Raw genomic sequence first — 22,232 nt, 5'->3', positions numbered from 1 at the left:
TTTTGATTAAAGGGTTACCATCTCATGGGTTTTAAATGTGGCATCGTGGGCTACCAAACGTAGGTAAATCCACTCTGTTTAACGCACTGACCAAGGCCGGCATTGATGCGGCTAACTTTCCATTTTGTACAATTGAACCCAACACGGGTGTGGTGCCTGTCCCCGATCTACGTTTGGATGCGCTGGCAAAAATTGTCAATCCACAGAAAGTGTTGCCCACCACCATGGAGTTCGTCGACATCGCCGGCCTAGTCGCGGGTGCATCACGCGGTGAAGGCCTGGGTAACAAGTTCCTGGCCAACATCCGTGAAACCGATGCCATTGGTCACGTGGTACGTTGTTTTGAAAATGACAATATCGTCCACGTTGCCGGTAAAGTGGATCCGGCTGACGATATCGACGTGATTAACACTGAGCTTGCGCTCGCTGATCTTGAAAGCTGTGAGCGCGCGATGCAGCGCAACGCTAAAAAGGCCAAAGGTGGCGATAGCGACGCCAAATTTGAGCTAACCGTGCTGGAAAAACTGCTGCCCGTGCTGGAAGAAGGCAAGATGTTGCGCTCGGTTGAGCTCACCAAAGAAGAAGCCGCGGCGGTACAATACCTTAACTTTTTAACACTCAAGCCCACCATGTACATTGCCAACGTCAATGATGATGGCTTTGAAAACAACCCGTATCTTGACAAAGTGCGTGAGATTGCAGTCCAAGAAGGTGCGACCGTGGTGGCCGTTTGTGCTGAGATTGAAGGCGAAATTGCCGAATTAGACGCCGAAGAAGCCGCCGCTTTCTTGGATGAAATGGGCCTCGAAGAGCCTGGGCTTCACCGCGTGATTCGCGCCGGTTACGAGCTACTCACTCTGCACACCTATTTCACCGCAGGCGTGAAAGAAGTCCGCGCATGGACGGTGCCGATTGGCTCTACCGCGCCACAAGCAGCGGGTAAAATCCATACGGACTTTGAAAAAGGCTTTATCCGTGCCGAAGTGGTTGGCTATGATGATTACATTGCTAACAATGGTGAAAACGGTGCCAAAGATGCCGGCAAATGGCGTCTAGAAGGGAAAGAATATATTGTCAAAGACGGCGATGTGATCCACTTCCGCTTCAACGTTTAATGCGCACGCGCGTTAAGGTTTAGGGTGCGTTATCGAGACCCCACCCTTGTTAATTTGAGCCAGCCTTCGGGCTGGTTTTTTATCATGATAAGATAGTCTCCCCGATGTTATGCTGATTAACACGCTGTCTTTGTTGTTAAATCCAGCAAATTGACGATTATTGCAGCCAACAAGCCGAAAATCATAAAAAATTCCATTGGCAGACTTGACGCTCTTCCTCTCAATCCGCATAATTCGGTCCGTCTTAAGGCTTTCGCCTTACAGCATGGCTACGTAGCTCAGTTGGTTAGAGCACATCACTCATAATGATGGGGTCACAGGTTCGAATCCCGTCGTAGCCACCATTTATTTTTGTAATTTGGCAGCGTGCTTTTCCACTATTGCCGAGTTACCCACCTTTTGCGGAGGTGGCGGAATTGGTAGACGCGCTAGCTTCAGGTGCTAGTGTCCGAAAGGACGTGAGGGTTCAAGTCCCTCTCTCCGCACCAAGTTAGGCAACGCCTACTGGGGTATCGCCAAGCGGTAAGGCAACGGGTTTTGATCTCGTCATTCCCAGGTTCGAATCCTGGTACCCCAGCCATATAAAAAAGTCCCACTTCATGTGGGCTTTTTTGCGTTTAGAGGCTCATGTTTATCGCATCCGCTACACCACGATCCCCAGCTTGGCGAGTTCCGCGCGACCTTGCTGTGCATCGGTAAAGGGAATACCCGCCATACCCATCGCTTTCGCGCCTTCTACGTTCGCCACCCTGTCATCCAAAAACACGCAAGAAGCTGGGTCGAGGTGGTAGTCATCCAACAAGCGTTGATAAATAGCAGGCTCGGGTTTTAAGTGCCCTACTTCGGCTGACACGATGGCACCATCGAACAGCGACCAAAACGCATAACGCTGCTTTAAGAACGCCACTATTTCGCGCACATTATCGGTTAACGCATAAACACCGTATCCGGCCTGTTTAGCCGATTGAAGCAAATCAACACTGCCGTAAAGACAAATTTGGGTCTGCTTGATGTAATAAAAGAGCGCCTCAAGCTGCGCGGGGCTGAGCGCCGTATCGTCGGCAAAACGCTGCTTAGCTTGGGCTTCGATGAGGGTGCCACGATTCAGCGCTTGCCAAGTCTCACTCTGAAACACTTGGTTGGCATAAGCGTGCGCGTCTACCGCTTCCCCCAAGGTTAAGCGGATAATTTCTTCTGGTGACCAACGCACGATCACATTGCCAATATCAAAAATAATGTTCTGGTAGCCAGTCATTTAGCCTCCTCGCTGCGATGACTAAAGCCCAAGTGCATACTTCAATACGTGTTTTTTCACCGGGCCACTGTGTTCAGCCAGTTTAAATACCGCATTACGGGCTAATTTCAGAGGCGTAAACTGATTGCTGAACGCGGTATAGAACACATCCATCCCGGTTTGCATCATCGTGTTATCCATACGGCGTGCTTTTTCGTATGCCGCTAACGTTGACTCCGCTTGCCATTGTGCGCCCGCATCCGCGCAGGCATCCAGCAGGGCCGCTACGTCTTTAAAGCCTAAGTTCACCCCTTGCCCTGCGAGTGGGTTAATGGTGTGGGCAGCATCACCAATCACCACCACGCCATTGCGGTGATATTGCTGCGCATGACGTCGCGTCAGCGGGAACGCGCCCCAATTGATGGGGGTGACGTCACCGACTTCCGGCGGGAAATGGCTCACTATCTCGGCTTTAAGCTGGTCGGCATTGCATTGACGCAACTGTTGGATCCGAGCTGGACTGTCGTACCATACCAACGAGGCATTGTGGCCACAAAGCGGCAATAGCGAGCGCGGCCCGGTAGGGAAAAACTGTTGCCAAGTAATGTCTTGTTGGGGCACGGCGGTTTCAACATGAATCAACATGCAATGCTGACGATAATCCCAACTGGTGAGGCCGATTTGCGCATAGTCTCGCACTTTCGAGTGGGCACCGTCGGCACCAATCAACCACGGCGCTTCTAGTGTTTCACCACTGTCTAATTGGACTTGATGCAGATCGCCCGCTTGCGTCATGCCGGTAATAGAAGCCGGTGAGACAAGCTGCAAATTATCAAAGCGCGAAAATTGTTGCCACAGGCCGAGTTGAATCAAGCGGTTCTCGACCATATATCCAAGTTGTGGCAGGTCGAGCTGCTCCGCACTAAAGCAGACGCGGCTGTCTTCCGCTTCCCAGGTTTCTAACCGGCGATAGGGGCAGACTCGCATTGCTTCAATGTCAGCCCACGCGCCTAAATCTTGTAACAAGCTGACCGATGCATGCGAGATCGCGGAAACACGCAAATCCATCGCTTGTTCTGCATGAAAAGGTTCAGGGGGGTGGCGCTCTATCAAGGCGACGCGGCGGCCCTGTCGCGCCAGCCCTAACGCGACAGCGGCACCGACCATGCCACCGCCGACGATAATAATTTCAAATTGATTCATGACCGTCTCTTTATCCCGTTAATGCCAGCATTCTACTGAAGGTAAACGAGAATTCGATATCAATCCGATCAAAATGGGGGCAAATTCGCTTTTCCGATCTCGTTTTGCGGCGTCGGCTCAATCACTTAGCCAGATTGACACCATTTCTCCAAGCCTGTGATCTGGTCAGCGATATAGGAAAGCAGTACAATACGCGGCTTGCCAAGCTGATTGACTGATTAAAAACCATACAGCTTGAAAGGGTAATGTCGACCACAAGATTAACAATGAGCGTGAAGTTACATGGCTAAGAAACTGCTGATCAAACCTGGGGTTGCCAAATGAATGAGTATGACTCATCCAAGATGGCAGATCTGCTAAATTCTGCCGGTGGCTATGAGCTGACCGAGCAACCAGAAGACGCAGATGTTCTCCTCCTCAATACCTGCTCAATTCGCGAAAAAGCACAAGAGAAGGTATTCCACCAACTTGGTCGTTGGAAAACACTCAAAGACAAGAATCCAGAGCTGGTGATCGGCGTTGGTGGCTGTGTGGCAACACAAGAAGGCGATCACATCCGTGAGCGTGCGCCTTATGTGGACGTCATTTTTGGCCCCCAAACGTTACATCGTCTGCCTGAAATGATAAAACGATCACGTGGCGATAGTGGCACAGTGATGGACATTACCTTCCCAGAAATTGAGAAGTTTGACAGTCTTCCTGAACCACGTGCCGATGGCGCAACCGCGTTTGTCTCGATCATGGAAGGCTGCTCAAAATACTGTACCTTCTGTGTTGTCCCGTATACGCGTGGCGAAGAAGTCAGCCGTCCCCTGGATGACGTATTGTTTGAAATTGCACAGCTGGCGGAACAAGGGGTGCGCGAAGTCAACCTACTGGGTCAGAATGTGAATGCCTATCGCGGTGATACGCACGATGGGGACATCTGCAGTTTCGCTGATTTATTGCGCTATGTCGCCGCTATCGACGGGATTGATCGCATTCGCTATACCACCAGCCATCCGGTTGAGTTTACCGATGACATCATTGAGGTGTATCGTGATACACCAGAGGTTGCAAGCTTCTTGCACCTGCCGGTACAAAGCGGGTCGGATCGGATCCTAACGATGATGAAACGCCCGCACACGGCGATCGAGTACAAATCCAAGATCCGCAAATTGCGTCAGGTACGCCCCGATATCACTATCAGCTCAGACTTTATTGTCGGCTTCCCGGGAGAAACCGAGCAAGACTTTGAAGCGACCATGAAACTGATTACCGATATCGACTTTGATATGAGTTTCAGCTTTGTGTATTCACCACGCCCAGGAACGCCAGCAGCAGACATGCCTGATGAGACGCCTGAGTCGGTGAAGAAAGAGCGTCTGTATCGCCTGCAACAGCAAGTGAGCAGCCAAGCGATGCGCTATTCACGTATGATGCTAGAAACCGAACAACGTATCTTGGTAGAAGGCCCATCACGTAAGAATCTGATGGAGCTGCGTGGTCGTACCGAGAACAACCGAGTAGTCAACTTTGAAGGCTCAGTCGATTTGATCGGCCAATTTGTTGACGTCAAAATTACTGAAGTGATGCCAAACTCGCTCCGCGGTGAGCTGGTTCGTACCGAAAAAGATATGGACTTGCGTGTCGCCGTCTCGCCAACCGAAATCATGGCGAAGACGCGCAACGAAAACGAGCTTGGTGTTGGTGTTTACACGCCATAACGCGTTCATCAATTCAACGGCGCCGGGTGACCGGCGCCGAAAGCGAGGATAATCTTGTCTAAAATCATCTCTCTTGACCTTACACTAGAACCTGCCGATAACATCCGTCTTGCCAACTTATGTGGCCCGTTTGACGATAATATCAAACAACTAGAACGCCGCTTGGGTGTTGAAATTAGCCACCGTCACAATACCTTCACGGTGATGGGCAAACCTCACACGGCCAATGCCGCCGTGGACATTTTAAAACGCCTATATGTCGACACGGCCCCCGTACGCGGCAGCTCTCCCGACATTGAACCCGAAGCCATTCATTTGGCGATCAAAGAGTCAGGCGTCTTAGAGCAAAACACCGAATCCAGCATTCCTTACGGTAAAGAAATTAATATCAAGACCAAAAAAGGGGTGATCAAACCGCGCACGCCGAATCAGGCGCAATACATCGCCAATATGGTCAATCATGACATTACCTTTGGGATTGGTCCGGCGGGAACCGGTAAAACGTACCTCGCGGTTGCGGCGGCGGTCGATGCACTGGAACGCCAAGAAATTCGTCGGATTTTGCTGACACGTCCAGCGGTTGAGGCGGGTGAAAAGTTAGGCTTTTTGCCCGGGGATTTAAGCCAAAAAGTCGATCCTTACTTGCGTCCACTCTACGATGCCTTGTTTGAGATGCTCGGTTTTGAGCGAGTCGAAAAACTGATTGATCGTAACGTGATCGAGGTAGCACCACTGGCTTATATGCGTGGCCGAACCTTGAACGATGCCTTTATTATCTTAGATGAAAGCCAAAATACCACGGTCGAGCAGATGAAAATGTTCCTGACCCGGATTGGTTTTAATTCACGGGCTGTGATCACCGGGGATGTCACCCAGGTCGATTTACCTCGTAATGCGCGCTCAGGGCTACGCCATGCGATTGAAGTGCTATCTGACGTGAAAGAAATTAGCTTCCACTTTTTCCAAGCTGACGATGTGGTACGCCATCATGTGGTCACTCGCATTGTGCAGGCTTATGATAAGTGGGAATCAGAAGATGCCAAGGCCCGCAAAGAAGCGGAAGAACGTCGTCGAGAAGCGCGTGAGGCACAGCAGGTCGCGATGCAATCGACATCCATCCCGCCACAGGATCCATCATGAATTATTACGTGGATGTGCAAGTCGCTTGTGATAGTGAACAGGGTCTGCCCAGTGATGATCAGCTTCAAGCCTGGTTTGAACATGCAATACGAGAGGCAAAGCCTCAGGCGGAAGTCACCATCCGTATTGTGGATGAAGGTGAGAGCCAGAGCTTAAATCGCGACTATCGTGGCAAAGATAAACCAACGAATGTGTTATCTTTCCCCTTTGAAGCGCCTCCCGGGGTGGACATAGATTTACTCGGTGATCTTGTTGTGTGTCGTCAGGTTGTTGAGCAAGAAGCTCAGCAGCAAGGCAAAACGCTGATGGATCACTGGGCACATATGGTCGTCCATGGTAGCTTACACTTATTGGGCTACGACCATATTGAGGATGATGAAGCCGAGCAAATGGAAGCCTTGGAACGAAAGATCCTGGCAACCATGGGGGTCAGTGACCCTTATGCGAATGACTTCATTGAGCGTTAACTAACTGAATGAAATTGAATGAACGACGATAATTCGCAAAACGCAGACGGTCCGAGTAGGAAGACCTTCTTCGAACGGCTGGGTCAGTTTTTCCAAGCTGACCCAAAAGACAGACAAGAACTGGTGGACGTATTTCGCGACTCAGAGCAAAACGCCCTGATCGATCAGGACACCCGGGATATGCTGGAAGGTGTGATGCAAATCTCTGACATGCGTGTGAGAGATATCATGATACCCCGTTCGCAGATGGTAATCGTTGAACGATCGCGGTCATTGGAAGCGATCATTAATATTATTATTGATGCCCAACACTCACGTTATCCGGTGATCAGTGATGACAAAGACCATGTTGAAGGCATCTTGCTTGCGAAAGATTTGTTGCGCTATCTGCGCCCCGATGCCGAAGATTTTGACATTGAAAAGGTCTTGCGCCCGGTTGTGGTGGTACCAGAGAGTAAGCGGGTTGACCGTCTGCTCAAAGAGTTCCAAGAAGAACGTTACCACATGGCGATCGTCATTGATGAATTTGGCGGGGTCTCTGGTGTTGTCACCATTGAAGATATTCTCGAAGAAATTGTAGGCGAGATCGAAGACGAGTATGACGATGAGGAAGAGCAAGAGATTCGCCAACTCAGCCGCCATACCTTCTCGCTGAAAGCACTGACCACCTTAGAAGACTTTAACGAGCATTTTGGTGCCCAGTTCCAAGATGACGTGGTGGATACCATTGGTGGGTTGGTGATGACCAGTTTCGGCCATCTTCCTGATCGTGGTGAAGAAGTCGATATTGGTGACTTCCATTTTAAAGTGACGGCCGCGGATAGTCGTCGTATCATTCAGCTACAAGTCACCATTCCAGACAGTAGCGAATCGAACAGTGAAAACGCCTAACCGTTTACGCCCATTAGGGCAGCCATTGTTGGCTGCCCTTTTTGGTGCGCTTGCCACCCTCGCCTTTTCCCCTTTTTCCTATTGGCCCTTTATGTTGGTTGCACTATGGGGCTTGTTGCTTCTTCTGCAGGCAGCGTCTTCGCCCAAACGTGCGGCTTGGATAGGTTTTTGCTGGGGGCTTGGCCAGTTTACAACGGGGGTAAGCTGGGTGTATGTCAGTATTGATCATTTTGGCGGCATGCCCCTGATCGCAGGCCTGTTTTTAATGGCACTGCTTATTGTCTATTTATCGCTTTACCCAGCGCTATTCGGCGGACTGATCCATAAATGGCCCATCAAGCAACCGGGCATAAAGTGGCTAATACTCGCACCCGCCTTGTGGTTAGTGGTTGATTGGCTAAGAGGCTGGGTATTTACCGGTTTCCCATGGTTGTGGCCGGGTTACAGCCAAATAGACAGCCCACTTGCTGGCATCGCCCCGGTATTGGGTGTGCAAGGGATCACGCTGGTCTTGGTGTTAATCGCCGGATTAGCCACTTTCGTGATCCCACATTGGGGACAATGGCCGACCCGTACTCGCCTCATCGGCATGATCGCTATCATGGGGCTTTTTGCTATCAGTGAAGGACTCGGTTCGGTCAAATGGGCCACAAAAACCGAGCAGCAGCAAACGGTATCGTTGATCCAAGGAAACGTCCCTCAAGCACTCAAATGGCGAGCCGATCAACGCTGGCCAACCTTGATGAAGTATCTGGATTTAACCCGTCAACATTGGAACAGTGACGTGGTGATTTGGCCAGAAGCCGCCATTCCAGCCTTAGAACGTGATCTCCCCCGTTTCTTTTCACAGTTAGACCAAGCGGGCAAGCATAATCAAACCACGGTGATCACGGGAGCGCTCGATCAACGTGAAGATGGCACTTATTTTAATAATGTACTCGCACTCGGTACACAAACGCCGAGCTATCAGTATCCAGCGCCGGCGCAATACAGCAAACATCACTTACTCCCTTTTGGCGAATTTGTTCCGTTTGAGTCACTTCTTCGTCCTTTAGCGCCGATTTTTAATCTGCCCATGTCGTCATTTTCACCGGGCGCAGCCATTCAACCGGCTTTGCCTGCAAACGGCTGGGAATACATTACCGCTCTGTGTTATGAGATTGCATTTCCTGCGCAAATTCGTGAGAACCTTACCGCTGACAGCGACGCCATTATTACCCTCTCAAATGACGCTTGGTTTGGGCGCTCTATTGGGCCTTGGCAGCATCTAGAAATTGCACGTATGCGCGCGCTCGAATTCGGCCTACCCGTGATCCGGGCCACCAACAATGGGGTGACGGCTTTAGTCGATGAACGCGGTGAGATTCAAGCATCATTGCCCCAATTTGAGACGCACGTTTTAACCACTCAGATTACAAAAACACAAGGCTCACGCCTTATCGCCAATGGGGAAATGGGCTGCTCTGGATTTGGGTGGTTGTTAGTGGCCTCGTGGGTCTGGTTGCTTGGCGTCGTACTCTTGGTCAATCAAAAGACACTATTCGTCAGTAAAAAGGCGCGAATAAAAAAGGCTAGCTTTGTGACTAGCCTTCACTTCTTGCTATTGCCTTTCACTTAAGTTGAGGGCTGCCACACAAACCACAGGCGTTTATTCCCCGTTGAACCCATATCACGGTTATCCGTTCGTCTCGAGGTTACAAATAACTCGGTGGACTGCGCGTCACGCCCGTTTTCAGACACAACGCTCACCGCATTGTCCTCTGATTTTGGACTGTCGGCCTCCGTGGATGCCATCGTATGTGCCTGTTGCTCTTGAGGCGTCATCAGGCGAATATCTCGATTCGCGGTTAGCTCATTAATCAATGCTTGTTTAGATGCCGCTAAACGCACATCGAAAACCAGAGTGTCATCGTTTAATTCCGCTAAGTGCACCTGCTGTAATGCATTCAGCGCCGCAAGTGTGCGTTCAAGGGCGGAATAGTCATCACCATTCTCGACGCCAGCGATAGCAATTTGGAGCGATGCACGCTCATCGTCGTTGTCGAGTACCACACCGGTTTGCTCGGCATAGTAATCAGCAAGGATATCAATCATGGCTTGGGCATTGTTGGCTTGCCCACGCGTTTGCTCGGATTGCATTTGACTGGCATCAGGAAAGAACTGCCAACGAATCGCTTGCTCAGCCAGCTTTGCGATCACAATGCCATCGGGCTGGTACCGCTGACTGGCTTGCTCGACAGGATCAATAAACCCGCCCCATAAATCACTGCTCGTGATCGCCATCAGATCATCAAAGTCACCCACAGGAATTAACACAGGTAGGCCGCGTATAGCCGCTGCATCGCGTAGTTGGTCAATCACCGGACGCTCACTTTGCTCCCAAATAATTTGCCGGTCCGCATCACGATCATTCACAAGCCACACCAACACTGAAGGACGAGGACTGCCCCACAAGGGCAACCCTGCCTTTCGTAGCACCTCGCGGATTTGTTGACTATCAAATCCCACTTCGAGTGTGCGCGGTGAGTGACCATTGGTTTGATCATTGTTTTCGCCATATCCCAGCTGAGAGATAAAACGATCAACGTCCTGTTGCGCTTGCTCGACCGCGGGGTTATCCGACACATCTCGCTGTCCCGAGACTTTGGAAAGTACCGTGAGCAGCCCTTGTTTTTTTGCCGCTTGCTGCGAAGTTTGTGCAGCGTTATCAAGCGGAATGCTCGCGTGATAAAGGTTGTTTGCCATCGCACCTGGCAACCAAAGACAGGCAATTAGGGCCAACAAAAATCGATTCATAGTTTTTCCACATGAATAAATGGGAGTTCAGCGATCATAAGCGGATTGCGCTAGGTTCAGCAATCCTCAATAGTAAAAAAGAGAGAACAAACTGCGGAACCGGCCCAGAGAAAGCCACTTATCTGACTCAATGGCCGCTGGCAGGCGAGCATGGCGCTGATATTCGCGGCAGACGATTCATAATGAAATCCGTTACATCGTTTATTTGCTATTGATCTCACATTTAAAAACATGATGGGAATCACATAAACGCTTTGTGCTAGCATTGCGCGATTTTTTTGGAGGTGAGATTATGTTGCAAGTTTTACAAGGGGCACAAATGCTGTTTGTCGCATTTGGTGCCTTGGTGTTAGTGCCACTGTTAACCGGGCTAGACCCGAACGTCGCACTCTTTGGGGCCGGAATCGGTACCCTGATATTCCAAGTTATCACCCGCCGCTCCGTTCCTATCTTCCTTGCCTCTTCCTTCGCTTTTATTGCCCCTATTCTTTACGGCGTCAACAATTTCGGTATTCCTGCGACCATGGGTGGCCTAATGGCAGCCGGTGTGATCTATTTGCTCATGGGGGCCATTATTCGCGTTAAAGGCGTGGATATTATTCACAAACTCCTGCCGCCGGTTGTGGTTGGCCCTGTGATTATGGTTATCGGTCTTGGGTTGGCACCCACCGCTGTCAATATGGCACTCGGTAAAACTGGTGATGGTAGTGAACAGTTAATTGCCGGCGATATCGCGATTTGGATCTCTTTGCTTTCATTGATGACTACGATTGCCGTGAGTGTGTTTGCTAAGGGTTTTTTCAAACTTGTCCCCATCATTGCCGGGATTGCGGTGGGCTATGTTGCCAGCCTCGTCGTTGGCATTGTCGACTTTACTCAGGTAGCGAATGCGAGCTGGTTAATGATGCCCGCTTTTACGCTGCCAGAGTTTAACATTAATGCCATCTTATTCATGATCCCTGTCGCGATTGCGCCTGCCGTTGAGCACGTTGGCGATATGCTGGCCATCTCCAATGTCACCCGTAAAGACTATCTGAAAAAGCCAGGCCTACACCGTACGATGGCCGGTGATGGTGCCGCCACCATTGCCGCTTCCATGTTCGGCGCGCCACCCAATACCACTTATAGTGAAGTGACAGGTGCAGTGATGCTGACCAAAGCGTTTAACCCGAAAATCATGACCTATGCGGCGGTCACTGCCATTGTGCTAGCCTTTGTCGGCAAGCTCGGAGCGATGCTGCTCACCATTCCTTTGCCGGTGATGGGTGGAATTATGATCTTGCTCTTTGGCTCGATTGCCACCGTCGGGCTAAATACCTTGATTCGTAATCAAGTCGACCTACATGATTCGCGTAACCTGGCGATTGTCGGTGTCACCTTGGTATTTGGTATCGGCGGCATGGCCTTTGGCATTGGCGATTTTAGCTGCAAGGGATTAGCCTGTGTGGTGTGGTAGCGATTGTGCTCAACTTGGTACTCCCACGCCAAATGGGCGAAAACCATATTGTTGACAGTGCGCAAATGGAAGAAGAAAAACACTAATCCCTTCCCCTCATCCATTAAAAAGGGCGCTGACATTCAGCGCCCTTGTCTTTTGTCGTCAGGCTAACGCACTTAGCCTTCAAGATAACCGGATTTAGCTTTGCGCCGCGCGCGCTTCAACCAGCTTGATGGCTTGGTCGATCCGCGCCACGACCCGGTCTTTACCAATCAAGTGCATCACGGCATCGACGGATGGGGATTGACCGCCACCCGTCACAGCCACACGCAGTGGCATGCCTACTTTACCCATACCAACATCAAGGTCGGCACACGTATCGGCAATCACCGCTTTCAGGGCATCAACCGTCCAATCATCCAGCGCTTCAATCTTACCTTTTGCCACTTGCAACGGCTCTAAAGCAACAGGGCGAAGATGTTTTTTCGCAGCAGTAGCGTCAATTTCATCAACGTCTTGGTAGAAGTAGCGGCTTTGCGCGGCTAATTCCACCAGGGTATTACAACGCTCGCCAACTAATCCAATCACGTCCGTCAAGGCTGGGCCTTCGGTAGCGTCAATCCCTTGTTGATCAAGGTGCCATTGCAGGTGCTTCGCGACCTCAGCCGGCTCACCATGCTTGATGTAATGGTTGTTCAACCAGTGCAGTTTTTCTGTGTTAAACGCTGACGCCGACTTACTGATCGCGCCCAGTGAGAAAAATTCAATCATCTCTTCCATTGAGAAGATCTCTTGGTCACCGTGCGACCAACCCAGACGAACAAGGTAGTTACGCAACGCTTGTGGCAAGAAGCCTTGATCACGGTACTGCATGACGCTGACCGCACCATGGCGTTTAGACAGCTTGGCACCATCGTCGCCCAAGATCATCGAGCAATGGGCAAATTCAGGCACTGGCGCGCCCAGAGCTTCGTAGATATTGATCTGACGCGGGGTGTTGTTAATATGATCTTCGCCGCGTACCACTTGGGTGATCCCCATGTCCCAATCATCCACCACCACACAGAAGTTATAGGTTGGGCTGCCATCCGTTCGACGAATAATCAGATCGTCAAGCTCGCTGTTGGCAATCTCAATACGGCCACGAATTTTGTCATCAAACACCACCTTGCCATCTTTTGGATTACGAAAACGGATAACATGTGGGTCGTCAGACTTAGCGTTACTATTTGCCTCGATCACTTTGGGATGATTGGCATCGTAGCGTGCTTTTAAACCATTCGCTTTTTGCTCTTCACGAATTGCTTCTAAAAGTTCTTTGGGCGCATAACACTTGTAGGCTTTGTCTTCGGCCAGCAACTGATCGACTAATTCGTTATAACGATCAAAGCGCTTGGTTTGGTAGTACGGCCCTTCATCCCAATCAAGACCTAACCATTCCATGCCGGCTAAAATAGCATCAACCGCTTCTTGGTTGAACGTTCGATATCAGTATCTTCAATTCGTAAGACAAATTGACCGCCTTGGCTACGTGCTGCGAGCCAAGAATACAGTGCGGTACGGGCACCGCCCACGTGCAAAAAGCCAGTTGGGCTGGGGGCAAAGCGGGTTTTAGTAGTCATTAGGATCCCTATCCCAGTGCTGAGAATGATGAATAACAGGTAGTTTACCAGTCCAGGTAAATTCCACAATCAGGCCATGCGCAGAGGCTGCACATGGCCATGTAAACTATTGGTGGATTAAAGCGATCATTTCGTCTTCGTCGAGGACTGTCACACCAAGATCTTGTGCTTTCGTCAGTTTGGATCCAGCGGCTTCACCGGCAATCAACATATCGGTTTTTGCCGAGACACTGCCGGTCACTTTCGCGCCCAGTGCCTGCAACGCCGTTTTGGCATCGGTGCGTGACATTTTCGATAAGGTTCCAGTCAGCACAATGGTTTTACCTACCAGAGGTTGTGCCTGTTCGTCTGATGGCGCACTCACCGCTGGCCAGTGAATCCCGGTGTTGAGCAGTGCATCTAAAACCGCTTGGTTATGCGGCTCGGCAAAGAAACGAACGATATGGCCCGCGACAATCGCACCGACATCAGGCACCGCAATCAGTGCGTCTTCATCCGCGGCACGCAGAGCGTCTAAGGTTTTAAAATGCAGGGCAAGATTTTGCGCGGTGGCCTCGCCCACCTCTCGGATCCCAAGCGCATAGATAAAGCGTGATAAAGTCGTCGCTTTGGCTTTGTCTAATGCATCAACCAAATTTTGCGCCGATTTCGGCCCCATTCGATCTAGCTGAGTTATACGCCTGGGGTTAAGGTAAACAGATCGGCAGGCGTTTCAATCAGCTCTTTTTCAATTAACTGCTCGACAATTTTATCGCCTAGGCCGTCAATATCCATTGCCTTGCGTGAGGCAAAGTGTTTGATCGCTTCTTTACGCTGGGCCAGACAAATCAACCCGCCAGTACAACGTGCGACCGCTTCACCCTCAATGCGGGTCACGGCCGACTCACAGACCGGACAGGCATTGGGGAACACAATCGGTTTCGCCTGCTCGGGACGCCGGCTTTCCACCACACCAACCACTTGTGGGATCACGTCGCCCGCGCGGCGAATGACCACAGTGTCGCCAATGTGCACGCCTAAACGTTCAATTTCATCACCGTTATGTAAGGTCGCGTTGCTGACTGTCACGCCCCCGACAAAAACAGGTTCAAGCTTCGCCACCGGGGTGATCGCACCCGTGCGGCCGACTTGAAATTCCACACCGTTGAGGCGGGTGATTTCTTCTTGTGCCGGAAATTTATAGGCAATCGCCCAGCGTGGTGCCCGTGCGACAAATCCGAGGGTTTCTTGGCTAGCAATGCTGTCGACTTTGATCACTACCCCATCAATTTCATAGGGTAGATCCTCACGACGGGCCAAGATATCTTGGTAGTAGCCTTAACGCCTTCAAGCCCCGATACCTGTTTCACTTCGGGACTTAGCGCAAGGCCCCATTGTTTAAGCTGCTGTAAGCGTTCACTCTGCCCTTCCCCGAACGACGTCGACATCACGCCCACCGCATAGGCATAAAAGCTCAGCGGTCGATTGGCGGCGACTTTCGAGTCAAGTTGACGCAGGCTACCCGCTGCAGCGTTCCGTGGGTTAGCAAAGGTTTTATCGCCACGCTTTAACGCCGCGTCATTAAGCGCTTCAAAGCCTGCTTTTGGCATAAACACTTCGCCACGCACTTCTAAACGCTCAGGCCAATCCCCCGCTTGCAAGGTCAATGGGACATTGCGAATCGTTTTCACATTGTGAGTAATATTCTCGCCCGTCGCTCCATCGCCCCGGGTCGCGGCCTGCACTAATCTACCGTTTTCATAAATTAAGCTAACCGCCAAGCCATCGAGCTTTGGCTCACAGGTATAGGTGACGGATTCGGTGTGACCGAGTCTGTCTTTAACTCGGCGCTCAAAATCGGCGAGATCCTCATCACTGAACGCGTTCCCCAGCGATAACATCGCCAGCTCATGGGTGACGGTTTCAAAAGCGCTAAGTGGCGCTCCTCCCACACGCTGGCTAGGCGAATCTGCCATCACCCATTCAGGATGCTCAGCTTCAATAGCCAGCAAGGTTTGCATTAAACGGTCGTATTCGGCATCGGGCAGCTCAGGGCTGTCTTCAACGTAATAACGATAGGCGTGATAGTTGAGCTGATGCTTAATATTATCAAGTTGTTGTTTACTGTAAGCCATGGTTTAGGTCGTCGTATCAGCAGAGTTGCAGGCAAGTATATCGATAAATCGCCAACAGCGGGAGCCATGTCCCGCTGTCCGTCTAAGCAATCATCAATCAGTGTTAAGCGCGTTACGAGGCTCTGAAGGCTTTCACCCGCTCACGGTATTCATCAAGGCGTGATGGTGTCATCATCGAGCGGGCATCATCTAATACCAATCCACCCAACTCATCAGCAATTTGCTGCGCCGTTTGCAACATCAACTTAAAGTTCTGCTCTGGCTCACCGTAACAAGGCAATGTCATAAAGAAGCTGATCCCCGGAGTTTCAAAACTCTCTGAATGACTCACATCAAAGGTACCGGGCTTGACCATATTAGCCACACTGAACAAGACCTTACCGCTGCCAGATAAGTCTGAGTGGCGGTGGTAAATGCCCATGTCGCCAAAACGCAGTCCATACTGCTCTAACGTTGGAATTAAGTCCAGACCGCTAAACACTGCGTTATTATTGGCATGCACGTGTAATACTAATACCTCGGTATCGTCCGGTGCATCCTCTTGATTCGATGATTGTTCTGGCTCAGGCGCGTGGTTTTCATTCTCGTGAGGGTCAGCTTGAGTGGCATCGTGAGTGCGCATCGCATCCGTCTCTGACTTAACAAAAGTGGTGCTCGCAGCCTGCGTCTCACCGGTCTCATCCCCATCATTCGAAGCAGAAACCGGCGCAGAGGCAAAGCTAGAATCATCGTCAGTTGCCGACATTGACGGGTAAAGCGTTTGTTCTGATTCTGAGTCAGACGTCACCTGGGTGTCACCGGCGAATAGCGGGTCAACGTCAGGCTTGTCGCCGAAGCTAACAGCAGGCTCCTGACGCGCTGGCTTTTCGTTGCCATGCTTTGCATGACTGACGACTCTCACCGCACCAATGCCATCTTGGTCAAACTTTTGCGCGTCGTTATCGTCTTCCAGTTTTCCCAAGGGCTTTTCGCCGAACTTGGTCGTCTTTTCTTTCTTGTTCGTCCAGAGACCATGCAAAAGCAAAGCTGCAATTGCTAATGCTCCCAAAACAATCAGTACAAGGCGCAATTCCTGCATCATCGATTCTCAAATCTATCTATGTTCAGCGTTTTGATTAGCTTATGTCACAACGCTGACAGCTTTGCAAACGTTAGTGTGATCATAAGCGGGGCCCGTTGGCTGACGCAATGCGTTAATGGTCAACGGGGTTAACTGTATCAAAAGTTGGGAAGAATTTAACGAATCGAGACACACAAATCCGTAAACTTTCCCATTATTGGGCCGTTGTCATCTCGACAGCCCCCTCATACTATAATCACAAACCGTCAATCGATACCGCGAATCATCAAGGAGATATAATGAACAACGCGACACGCCCTCGTCCTCAAAGCGGCGCCGGCTACCTCTTTCAAGGGTTTTCGTTAATGATGGCCCCAGGCTTACGTCGGTTTGTGATCATTCCAATCTTGGTGAATGTCCTACTGCTCGGCGGCGCATTTGTTTACTTACTCTCGCAAGTTAGTGAATGGATAGAACATTGGATGGCTGCGCTTCCCGAGTGGTTATCCTGGCTTTCCTTTCTCATATGGCCGCTCCTCGTTATCGCGATCTTAGTGGTCTTCTCTTATCTTTTTAGCACACTCGCCAACTGGATAGCAGCCCCGTTTAACGGTCTATTAGCCGAACACCTAGAAGCCAAGCTGACCAATGCCCCCGCCCCCGACGATGGCATGGCAGGGCTTATCAAAGATACCCCACGTGTCATAAAGCGCGAGTGGCAAAAGCTAACGTATTACATTCCCAAAGCGTTAGGGCTATTGTTGTTGCTTTGGATCCCCGCCATTGGCCAAACGCTGGGCCCAGTGTTGTGGTTTTTATTTAGTGCTTGGATGATGGCGATCCAGTATTGCGACTATCCGTTCGATAATCACAAAGTCTCGTTTGCAACTATGCGCGATACACTCAAACAACAACGCAGCACATCGTTGAGTTTTGGCGCGGTGGTCATGTTATTCACTATGACACCTTTGCTAAATCTGATCGTTATGCCTGCCGCGGTATGTGGCGCAACGGCCATGTGGGTCGATCGCCACAAGGCGCCATTGGGGCGCAACTAACGCTTCTCTAACACGCTCACAATAAGATATAACCAACCGATCCTTTCAAAAGCAGGCATTAGCGATATGCTTGGAACAGTGATTTACATCGGTGTCATGAAGGAACGATACAATGGGCAAGATTTACGAAGACAATACACAAACAATTGGCCATACCCCACTGGTACGCCTTAACCGCGTAGCTAACTCTAATGTGTTAGCAAAAGTGGAAGCGCGCAACCCAAGCTTTAGTGTGAAGTGCCGTATTGGTGCCAATATGATCTGGGATGCGGAGAAAAAAGGCACTCTGAAGCCCGGGATTGAGCTGATTGAACCCACCAGTGGTAACACGGGGATTGCCCTCGCGTATGTCGCTGCTGCACGCGGGTATAAGCTGACGCTAACCATGCCAGAATCTATGAGCCTTGAGCGTCGTAAGTTGCTTAAAGCGATGGGCGCAACGCTGGTCCTAACAGAAGCGCCAAAAGGCATGAAAGGCGCAATTGCGAAAGCAGAAGAAATCATGGCAGAAGCACCAGGCAAATATCTGATGCTGCAGCAGTTTGACAACCCTGCTAACCCCGAAATTCATGAAAAAACCACCGGACCAGAGCTCTGGGAAGACACCGACGGTGAGATTGATGTGTTTATCGCGGGTGTCGGGACAGGGGGAACCCTAACCGGTGTGAGCCGCTATATCAAAAACACCAAAGGGAAAGCAATCACTACCGTTGCCGTCGAACCGGCAGAGTCACCGGTGATTGCTCAAACCATCGCTGGCCAAGACGTGCAGCCGGCACCCCATAAAATTCAGGGCATCGGTGCGGGTTTCGTGCCGAAAAACTTGGACATTTCATTGGTCGACCAAGTCGTTTCTGTGAGTTCTGACGAAGCCATTGCTATGGCACGTCGTTTAATGGAAGAAGAAGGTATTCTAGCGGGATTTCATCCGGTGCCGCCGTGGTCGCTGCCAACAAAATTGCCGAGCTTCCTGAATTTGCTGATAAGACAATTGTCACAATTTTGCCAAGTGCCGCCGAGCGTTATCTCAGTTCTCCACTATTTGCTGGTATGTTCACTGAGCTGGAAACAGAGCAGTAACAGTGGCTTAGCAAGCTTTAAATGGTTTTCCCTCTTTACAAAGGCCCAGATTGGGCCTTTTTTGTTTGATTTTTATATTAAGCTTTAGTAAAACACAGCAACATTTTTATTTTCCGCATCAAAATAAAAGCCCTTGAGCCTAATGAGTGGAAAGTCAAAAATGAGAGAAAGATGACAGGAAATTGACATGGATTAAGCTATCAGGTCACTTTCTTGGTTAGGTTAGCGTCAGCGGATAGCGAAATCGCCCATTAGCGGTTAAGCTAACCTTATATTTAATACATAGATTTAAAAAAATACAGAAACGGGGTGAATCATGTATCAGAAGCAAGTTGAAATTTCTGCAGAAAACGGCCTACACACTCGTCCAGCGGCGCAGTTCGTGAAAGAAGCGAAAAGCTATGACGCTGACATCACTGTTGAATCAAACGGTAAGAGCGCGAGCGCGAAAAGCCTATTTAAACTTCAAACCCTAGGCTTGACCAAAGGCACGAAGGTGACTATCTCTGCTGAAGGTGCGCAAGCACAACAAGCCGTTGATCACCTGGTAAAACTGATGGATGAGCTGGAGTAATCCGGCTCTTTTTCTATCGGTTTTAAGTTGGATAAACGTAAGGTAAAGCTATGATTTCAGGCATCCTGGCATCACCTGGTATTGCTTTTGGTAAAGCACTGCTGTTGCAAGAAGAAGACGTTGTCATCAATAAAGATAAGATTGATGCGTCTCGATTTGAAAACGAAATTCAGCGCGTATTGGATGCTCGCGAACAGTCTAAGACGCAACTCGAAGCGATCAAAGACAAAGCAAGGGAAACCTTCGGCGAAGAGAAAGAAGCGATCTTCGAAGGGCACATCATGCTGCTTGAAGATGAAGAGCTGGAAGACGAGATTGTTAGCTTCATCAGATCTAACCATGCCACTGCAGATCATGCGATTTACGCTGTGATTGAAGAGCAGGCGGTGACGCTTGAGTCTCTGGACGATGACTATCTGAAAGAGCGCGCGGCAGATATCCGTGATATTGGTTCTCGCTTTGTTAAAAACGCACTCGGCATCAATATGGTGTCTTTGAGCGCAATCAACGAAGAAGTGATCCTAGTTGCGAATGATCTGACCCCTTCAGAAACAGCACAGGTTGACCTGAATTATGTGCTCGGTTTTATCACCGATATCGGTGGTCGCACCTCTCATTCATCGATCATGGCGCGCTCGTTAGAGCTTCCCGCGATCGTAGGCACCAACAATGCCACCGCCAAAATTAAAAACGGTGATATGCTAGTGCTTGATGCGATTAACAACCAAATTGTGGTTAATCCTTCTGACGACGAGCTCAACAAATTTAAAGCTATCCGTGAACAACACATCGCGGAAAAAGCAGAGCTGGCTAAGCTCAAAGACTTACCGGCTATCACATTAGACGGCCACCAAGTCGAAGTGTGCGGTAACGTGGGTACAGTAAAAGACTGTGACGGCGTGAATCGCAATGGTGGCGAAGGTGTGGGTCTCTATCGCACTGAATTCTTGTTCATGGACCGTGACTCGCTCCCGACTGAAGAAGAGCAATATCAAGCGTACAAGGCGGTCGTGAAAGCGATTGATGGTCACCCAGTGATCATTCGTACCATGGACATTGGCGGTGACAAAGATCTGCCTTATATGGACTTGCCTGAAGAAATGAACCCATTCTTGGGGTGGCGAGCTATCCGTATCAGTCTTGACCGTCGAGAAATTCTCCGCGATCAGCTACGTGCTATCTTACGCGCATCGGCACACGGTAAAATTCGTGTGATGTTCCCGATGATTATTTCCGTCGAAGAAATCCGCGAGCTAAAAGAAGCGATTGAAACCTACAAAGCAGAGCTGCGCCAAGAAGGCCTCGACTTTGATGCTGATCTTGAAATCGGCGTGATGGTTGAGACCCCCGCAGCGGCTGCCATCGCTCACCATCTCGCGAAAGAAGTGGCATTTTTCAGCATCGGTACCAATGACTTGACCCAATATACCTTAGCGGTCGATCGTGGTAATGAGCTTATTTCGCACCTATACAACCCACTGTCTCCTGCCGTGTTAACGGTTATCAAGCAAGTGATTGATGCCTCACATGCGGAAGGAAAATGGACGGGTATGTGCGGAGAGCTTGCAGGTGACGAGAAAGCAACGTTACTATTGATGGGAATGGGTTTGGATGAGTTCAGTATGAGTGCCATCTCTATCCCTCGCATCAAGAAGATTATCCGTAATGCCAACTTTGCTGATGTGAAAGCGATGGCCGACACAGCACTCACTTTGCCAACTGCGGCAGAAATCGAGGCCTATGTCGAAAAATTTATTGCGGAAAAAACCGCTTGCTAATATACAATCAGCAAAGAATTACTGCTTAGGAGCAACACTATGGGTCTGTTCGACAAACTGAAGAAGTTGGTGTCTGAAGACAGCAACGACGCTAGTGCTATTGAAATTATCGCCCCATTGTCGGGTGAGATCGTCAACATCGAAGACGTGCCTGACGTTGTGTTTGCTGAGAAAATCGTCGGTGATGGTGTTGCGATTAAGCCATCTGGCGACAAAATGGTAGCGCCAGTAAACGGCACTATCGGTAAGATTTTCGAAACCAACCACGCTTTCTCAATTGAGTCAGATGATGGCGTTGAGCTTTTCGTTCACTTTGGTATTGATACCGTTGAGCTAAAAGGCGAAGGCTTCAAGCGCATTGCGGAAGAAGGCCAAACCGTTAAAGCTGGTGACACAGTGATTGAATTTGATTTAGCGACGCTCGAAGAAAAAGCAAAATCAACACTGACACCGGTTGTGATCTCTAACATGGACGAAATCAAAGAGCTGACTAAGCTTTCTGGTGCCGTGACTGTTGGGGAAACCTCTGTCTTGCGTGTGACGAAATAATTGCGTTTTCTCAGTAAAAAAACGCAGCCTAGTGCTGCGTTTTTTATTCCTGGCTTTTCACTCCAAAGAAGTGAACGCGCTAAAAAAGTGAACGCGCTATAGTAAGCGCTGTAAACTAGAGCGATGATAAACTGGAAAAAAAAGCGCTTCACTCGTCGACTTCGCAGCCAATAAAGGCTTGCCCAAACCAGCCAAAGTCCGTGCAAGGCAAGCAACCAATCAAATTGTCCCCCGGTGATGATGAGCGTTTGCCATACTTGATAAGCTTCCCATGCCCACAACAACCACACCCACCCATAGCCCGTATACCAGTATTGCCTTAGCCATTCCGGCGCTCTATCGCAGTTCCCCACCAATAGCAATAGTCCAAGCGGGACTAGGCCAATCGCTAAGCTTATATAAAACGC

11 protein-coding genes, 3 tRNA genes and 8 pseudogenes are annotated in these 22,232 nt (G+C 50.0%); 15 read left to right on the top strand and 7 right to left on the bottom strand.

What is annotated here, in order from left to right:
• The first annotated feature begins 24 nt into the window (after positions 1 to 24).
• The 4 genes and pseudogenes from ychF (at position 25) to DZ54_RS0104955 (ending at position 1,695) form a co-directional block, all read left to right on the top strand.
• Positions 25 to 1,115 (top strand): annotated as a pseudogene (ychF, locus tag DZ54_RS19225) (redox-regulated ATPase YchF).
• A gap of 267 nt (positions 1,116 to 1,382) precedes the next feature.
• Positions 1,383 to 1,459 (top strand) — tRNA-Met (locus DZ54_RS0104965).
• 57 nt (positions 1,460 to 1,516) lie between these two features.
• A tRNA-Leu gene (locus DZ54_RS0104960) sits at positions 1,517 to 1,603 on the top strand.
• Between the two features lie 17 nt (positions 1,604 to 1,620).
• Positions 1,621 to 1,695 (top strand) — tRNA-Gln (locus DZ54_RS0104955).
• Between the two features lie 63 nt (positions 1,696 to 1,758).
• Here DZ54_RS0104955 and DZ54_RS0104950 read toward each other — a convergent pair.
• Together DZ54_RS0104950 and DZ54_RS0104945 are read right to left on the bottom strand one after the other, a co-directional pair.
• A complete protein-coding gene (locus tag DZ54_RS0104950; RefSeq protein ID WP_025673289.1) occupies positions 1,759 to 2,370 on the bottom strand; it encodes an HAD family hydrolase in 612 nt (203 codons plus the stop codon).
• Positions 2,371 to 2,391: 21 nt separating this feature from the next.
• Complete coding sequence (locus DZ54_RS0104945; protein WP_025673288.1) at positions 2,392 to 3,552, bottom strand: 2-octaprenyl-3-methyl-6-methoxy-1,4-benzoquinol hydroxylase; 1,161 nt, start codon at positions 3,550 to 3,552, stop codon at positions 2,392 to 2,394.
• Between the two features lie 282 nt (positions 3,553 to 3,834).
• Here DZ54_RS0104945 and miaB point away from each other — a divergent pair.
• The 5 genes and pseudogenes from miaB (at position 3,835) to lnt (ending at position 9,307) form a co-directional block, all read left to right on the top strand.
• A pseudogene (gene miaB, locus DZ54_RS0104940) lies at positions 3,835 to 5,258 on the top strand (tRNA (N6-isopentenyl adenosine(37)-C2)-methylthiotransferase MiaB).
• A gap of 54 nt (positions 5,259 to 5,312) precedes the next feature.
• The gene (locus tag DZ54_RS0104935; RefSeq protein WP_037353597.1) at positions 5,313 to 6,398 is read left to right on the top strand and encodes a PhoH family protein; all 1,086 of its coding nucleotides are present in this window, start codon (positions 5,313 to 5,315) and stop codon (positions 6,396 to 6,398) included.
• On the top strand, positions 6,395 to 6,865 hold the full coding sequence (gene ybeY, locus DZ54_RS0104930; protein ID WP_025673285.1) for an rRNA maturation RNase YbeY: 471 nt from the start codon (positions 6,395 to 6,397) through the stop codon (positions 6,863 to 6,865). The genes DZ54_RS0104935 and ybeY overlap by 4 nt, the downstream gene beginning before the upstream one ends.
• Before the next feature lie 18 nt (positions 6,866 to 6,883).
• Positions 6,884 to 7,756, top strand: coding sequence for a CNNM family magnesium/cobalt transport protein CorC (gene corC / locus DZ54_RS0104925; protein WP_025673284.1), 873 nt, complete (start codon positions 6,884 to 6,886; stop codon positions 7,754 to 7,756).
• Between the two features lie 91 nt (positions 7,757 to 7,847).
• Positions 7,848 to 9,307 (top strand): annotated as a pseudogene (lnt, locus tag DZ54_RS19220) (apolipoprotein N-acyltransferase).
• A gap of 63 nt (positions 9,308 to 9,370) precedes the next feature.
• Here lnt and DZ54_RS0104915 read toward each other — a convergent pair.
• Entirely contained in the window at positions 9,371 to 10,552 is a 1,182-nt protein-coding gene (locus DZ54_RS0104915; protein WP_025673283.1) for a DUF2066 domain-containing protein, read from the bottom strand.
• Between the two features lie 292 nt (positions 10,553 to 10,844).
• Between DZ54_RS0104915 and DZ54_RS19215 the strand changes: the two are divergent.
• Positions 10,845 to 12,094, top strand: a pseudogene (locus DZ54_RS19215) (uracil-xanthine permease family protein).
• A gap of 94 nt (positions 12,095 to 12,188) precedes the next feature.
• On the opposite strand, the pseudogene gltX reads toward DZ54_RS19215, so the two are convergent.
• From gltX to zipA, 3 genes and pseudogenes are all read right to left on the bottom strand, one after another.
• A pseudogene (gltX, locus tag DZ54_RS19210) lies at positions 12,189 to 13,612 on the bottom strand (glutamate--tRNA ligase).
• A 106-nt stretch (positions 13,613 to 13,718) separates the two neighbouring features.
• A pseudogene (gene ligA, locus DZ54_RS19205) lies at positions 13,719 to 15,726 on the bottom strand (NAD-dependent DNA ligase LigA).
• A 112-nt stretch (positions 15,727 to 15,838) separates the two neighbouring features.
• A complete protein-coding gene (gene zipA / locus DZ54_RS19200; RefSeq protein WP_037330335.1) occupies positions 15,839 to 16,807 on the bottom strand; it encodes a cell division protein ZipA in 969 nt (322 codons plus the stop codon).
• Between the two features lie 278 nt (positions 16,808 to 17,085).
• On the opposite strand from zipA, the gene cysZ reads away from it, so the two are divergent.
• The 5 genes and pseudogenes from cysZ to crr all read left to right on the top strand — a co-directional run bounded on the left by cysZ (position 17,086) and on the right by crr (position 21,825).
• A complete protein-coding gene (cysZ, locus tag DZ54_RS0104890; protein WP_025673282.1) occupies positions 17,086 to 17,844 on the top strand; it encodes a sulfate transporter CysZ in 759 nt (252 codons plus the stop codon).
• A gap of 112 nt (positions 17,845 to 17,956) precedes the next feature.
• Positions 17,957 to 18,924 (top strand): annotated as a pseudogene (gene cysK / locus DZ54_RS19195) (cysteine synthase A).
• 316 nt (positions 18,925 to 19,240) lie between these two features.
• On the top strand, positions 19,241 to 19,498 hold the full coding sequence (locus tag DZ54_RS0104880) for an HPr family phosphocarrier protein (protein ID WP_025673281.1): 258 nt from the start codon (positions 19,241 to 19,243) through the stop codon (positions 19,496 to 19,498).
• A 50-nt stretch (positions 19,499 to 19,548) separates the two neighbouring features.
• The gene (gene ptsI / locus DZ54_RS0104875; RefSeq protein WP_025673280.1) at positions 19,549 to 21,276 is read left to right on the top strand and encodes a phosphoenolpyruvate-protein phosphotransferase PtsI; all 1,728 of its coding nucleotides are present in this window, start codon (positions 19,549 to 19,551) and stop codon (positions 21,274 to 21,276) included.
• 39 nt (positions 21,277 to 21,315) lie between these two features.
• Positions 21,316 to 21,825 carry a PTS glucose transporter subunit IIA gene (gene crr, locus DZ54_RS25840; RefSeq protein WP_025673279.1) on the top strand — a complete coding sequence of 170 codons (510 nt, stop codon included), beginning with the start codon at positions 21,316 to 21,318 and terminating at the stop codon, positions 21,823 to 21,825.
• Between the two features lie 149 nt (positions 21,826 to 21,974).
• Here crr and DZ54_RS27340 read toward each other — a convergent pair.
• Positions 21,975 to 22,223: pseudogene (locus tag DZ54_RS27340) on the bottom strand (DUF2919 family protein); the annotation flags it as partial.
• Positions 22,224 to 22,232: the final 9 nt, after the last annotated feature.

This window comes from Salinivibrio socompensis S35, assembly GCF_000513715.1.
Classification (GTDB): Bacteria; Pseudomonadota; Gammaproteobacteria; order Enterobacterales; family Vibrionaceae; genus Salinivibrio; species Salinivibrio socompensis.
Note: the sequence above shows the minus strand (reverse complement) of the source record. Positions and strands in the feature narration are given on the sequence as shown.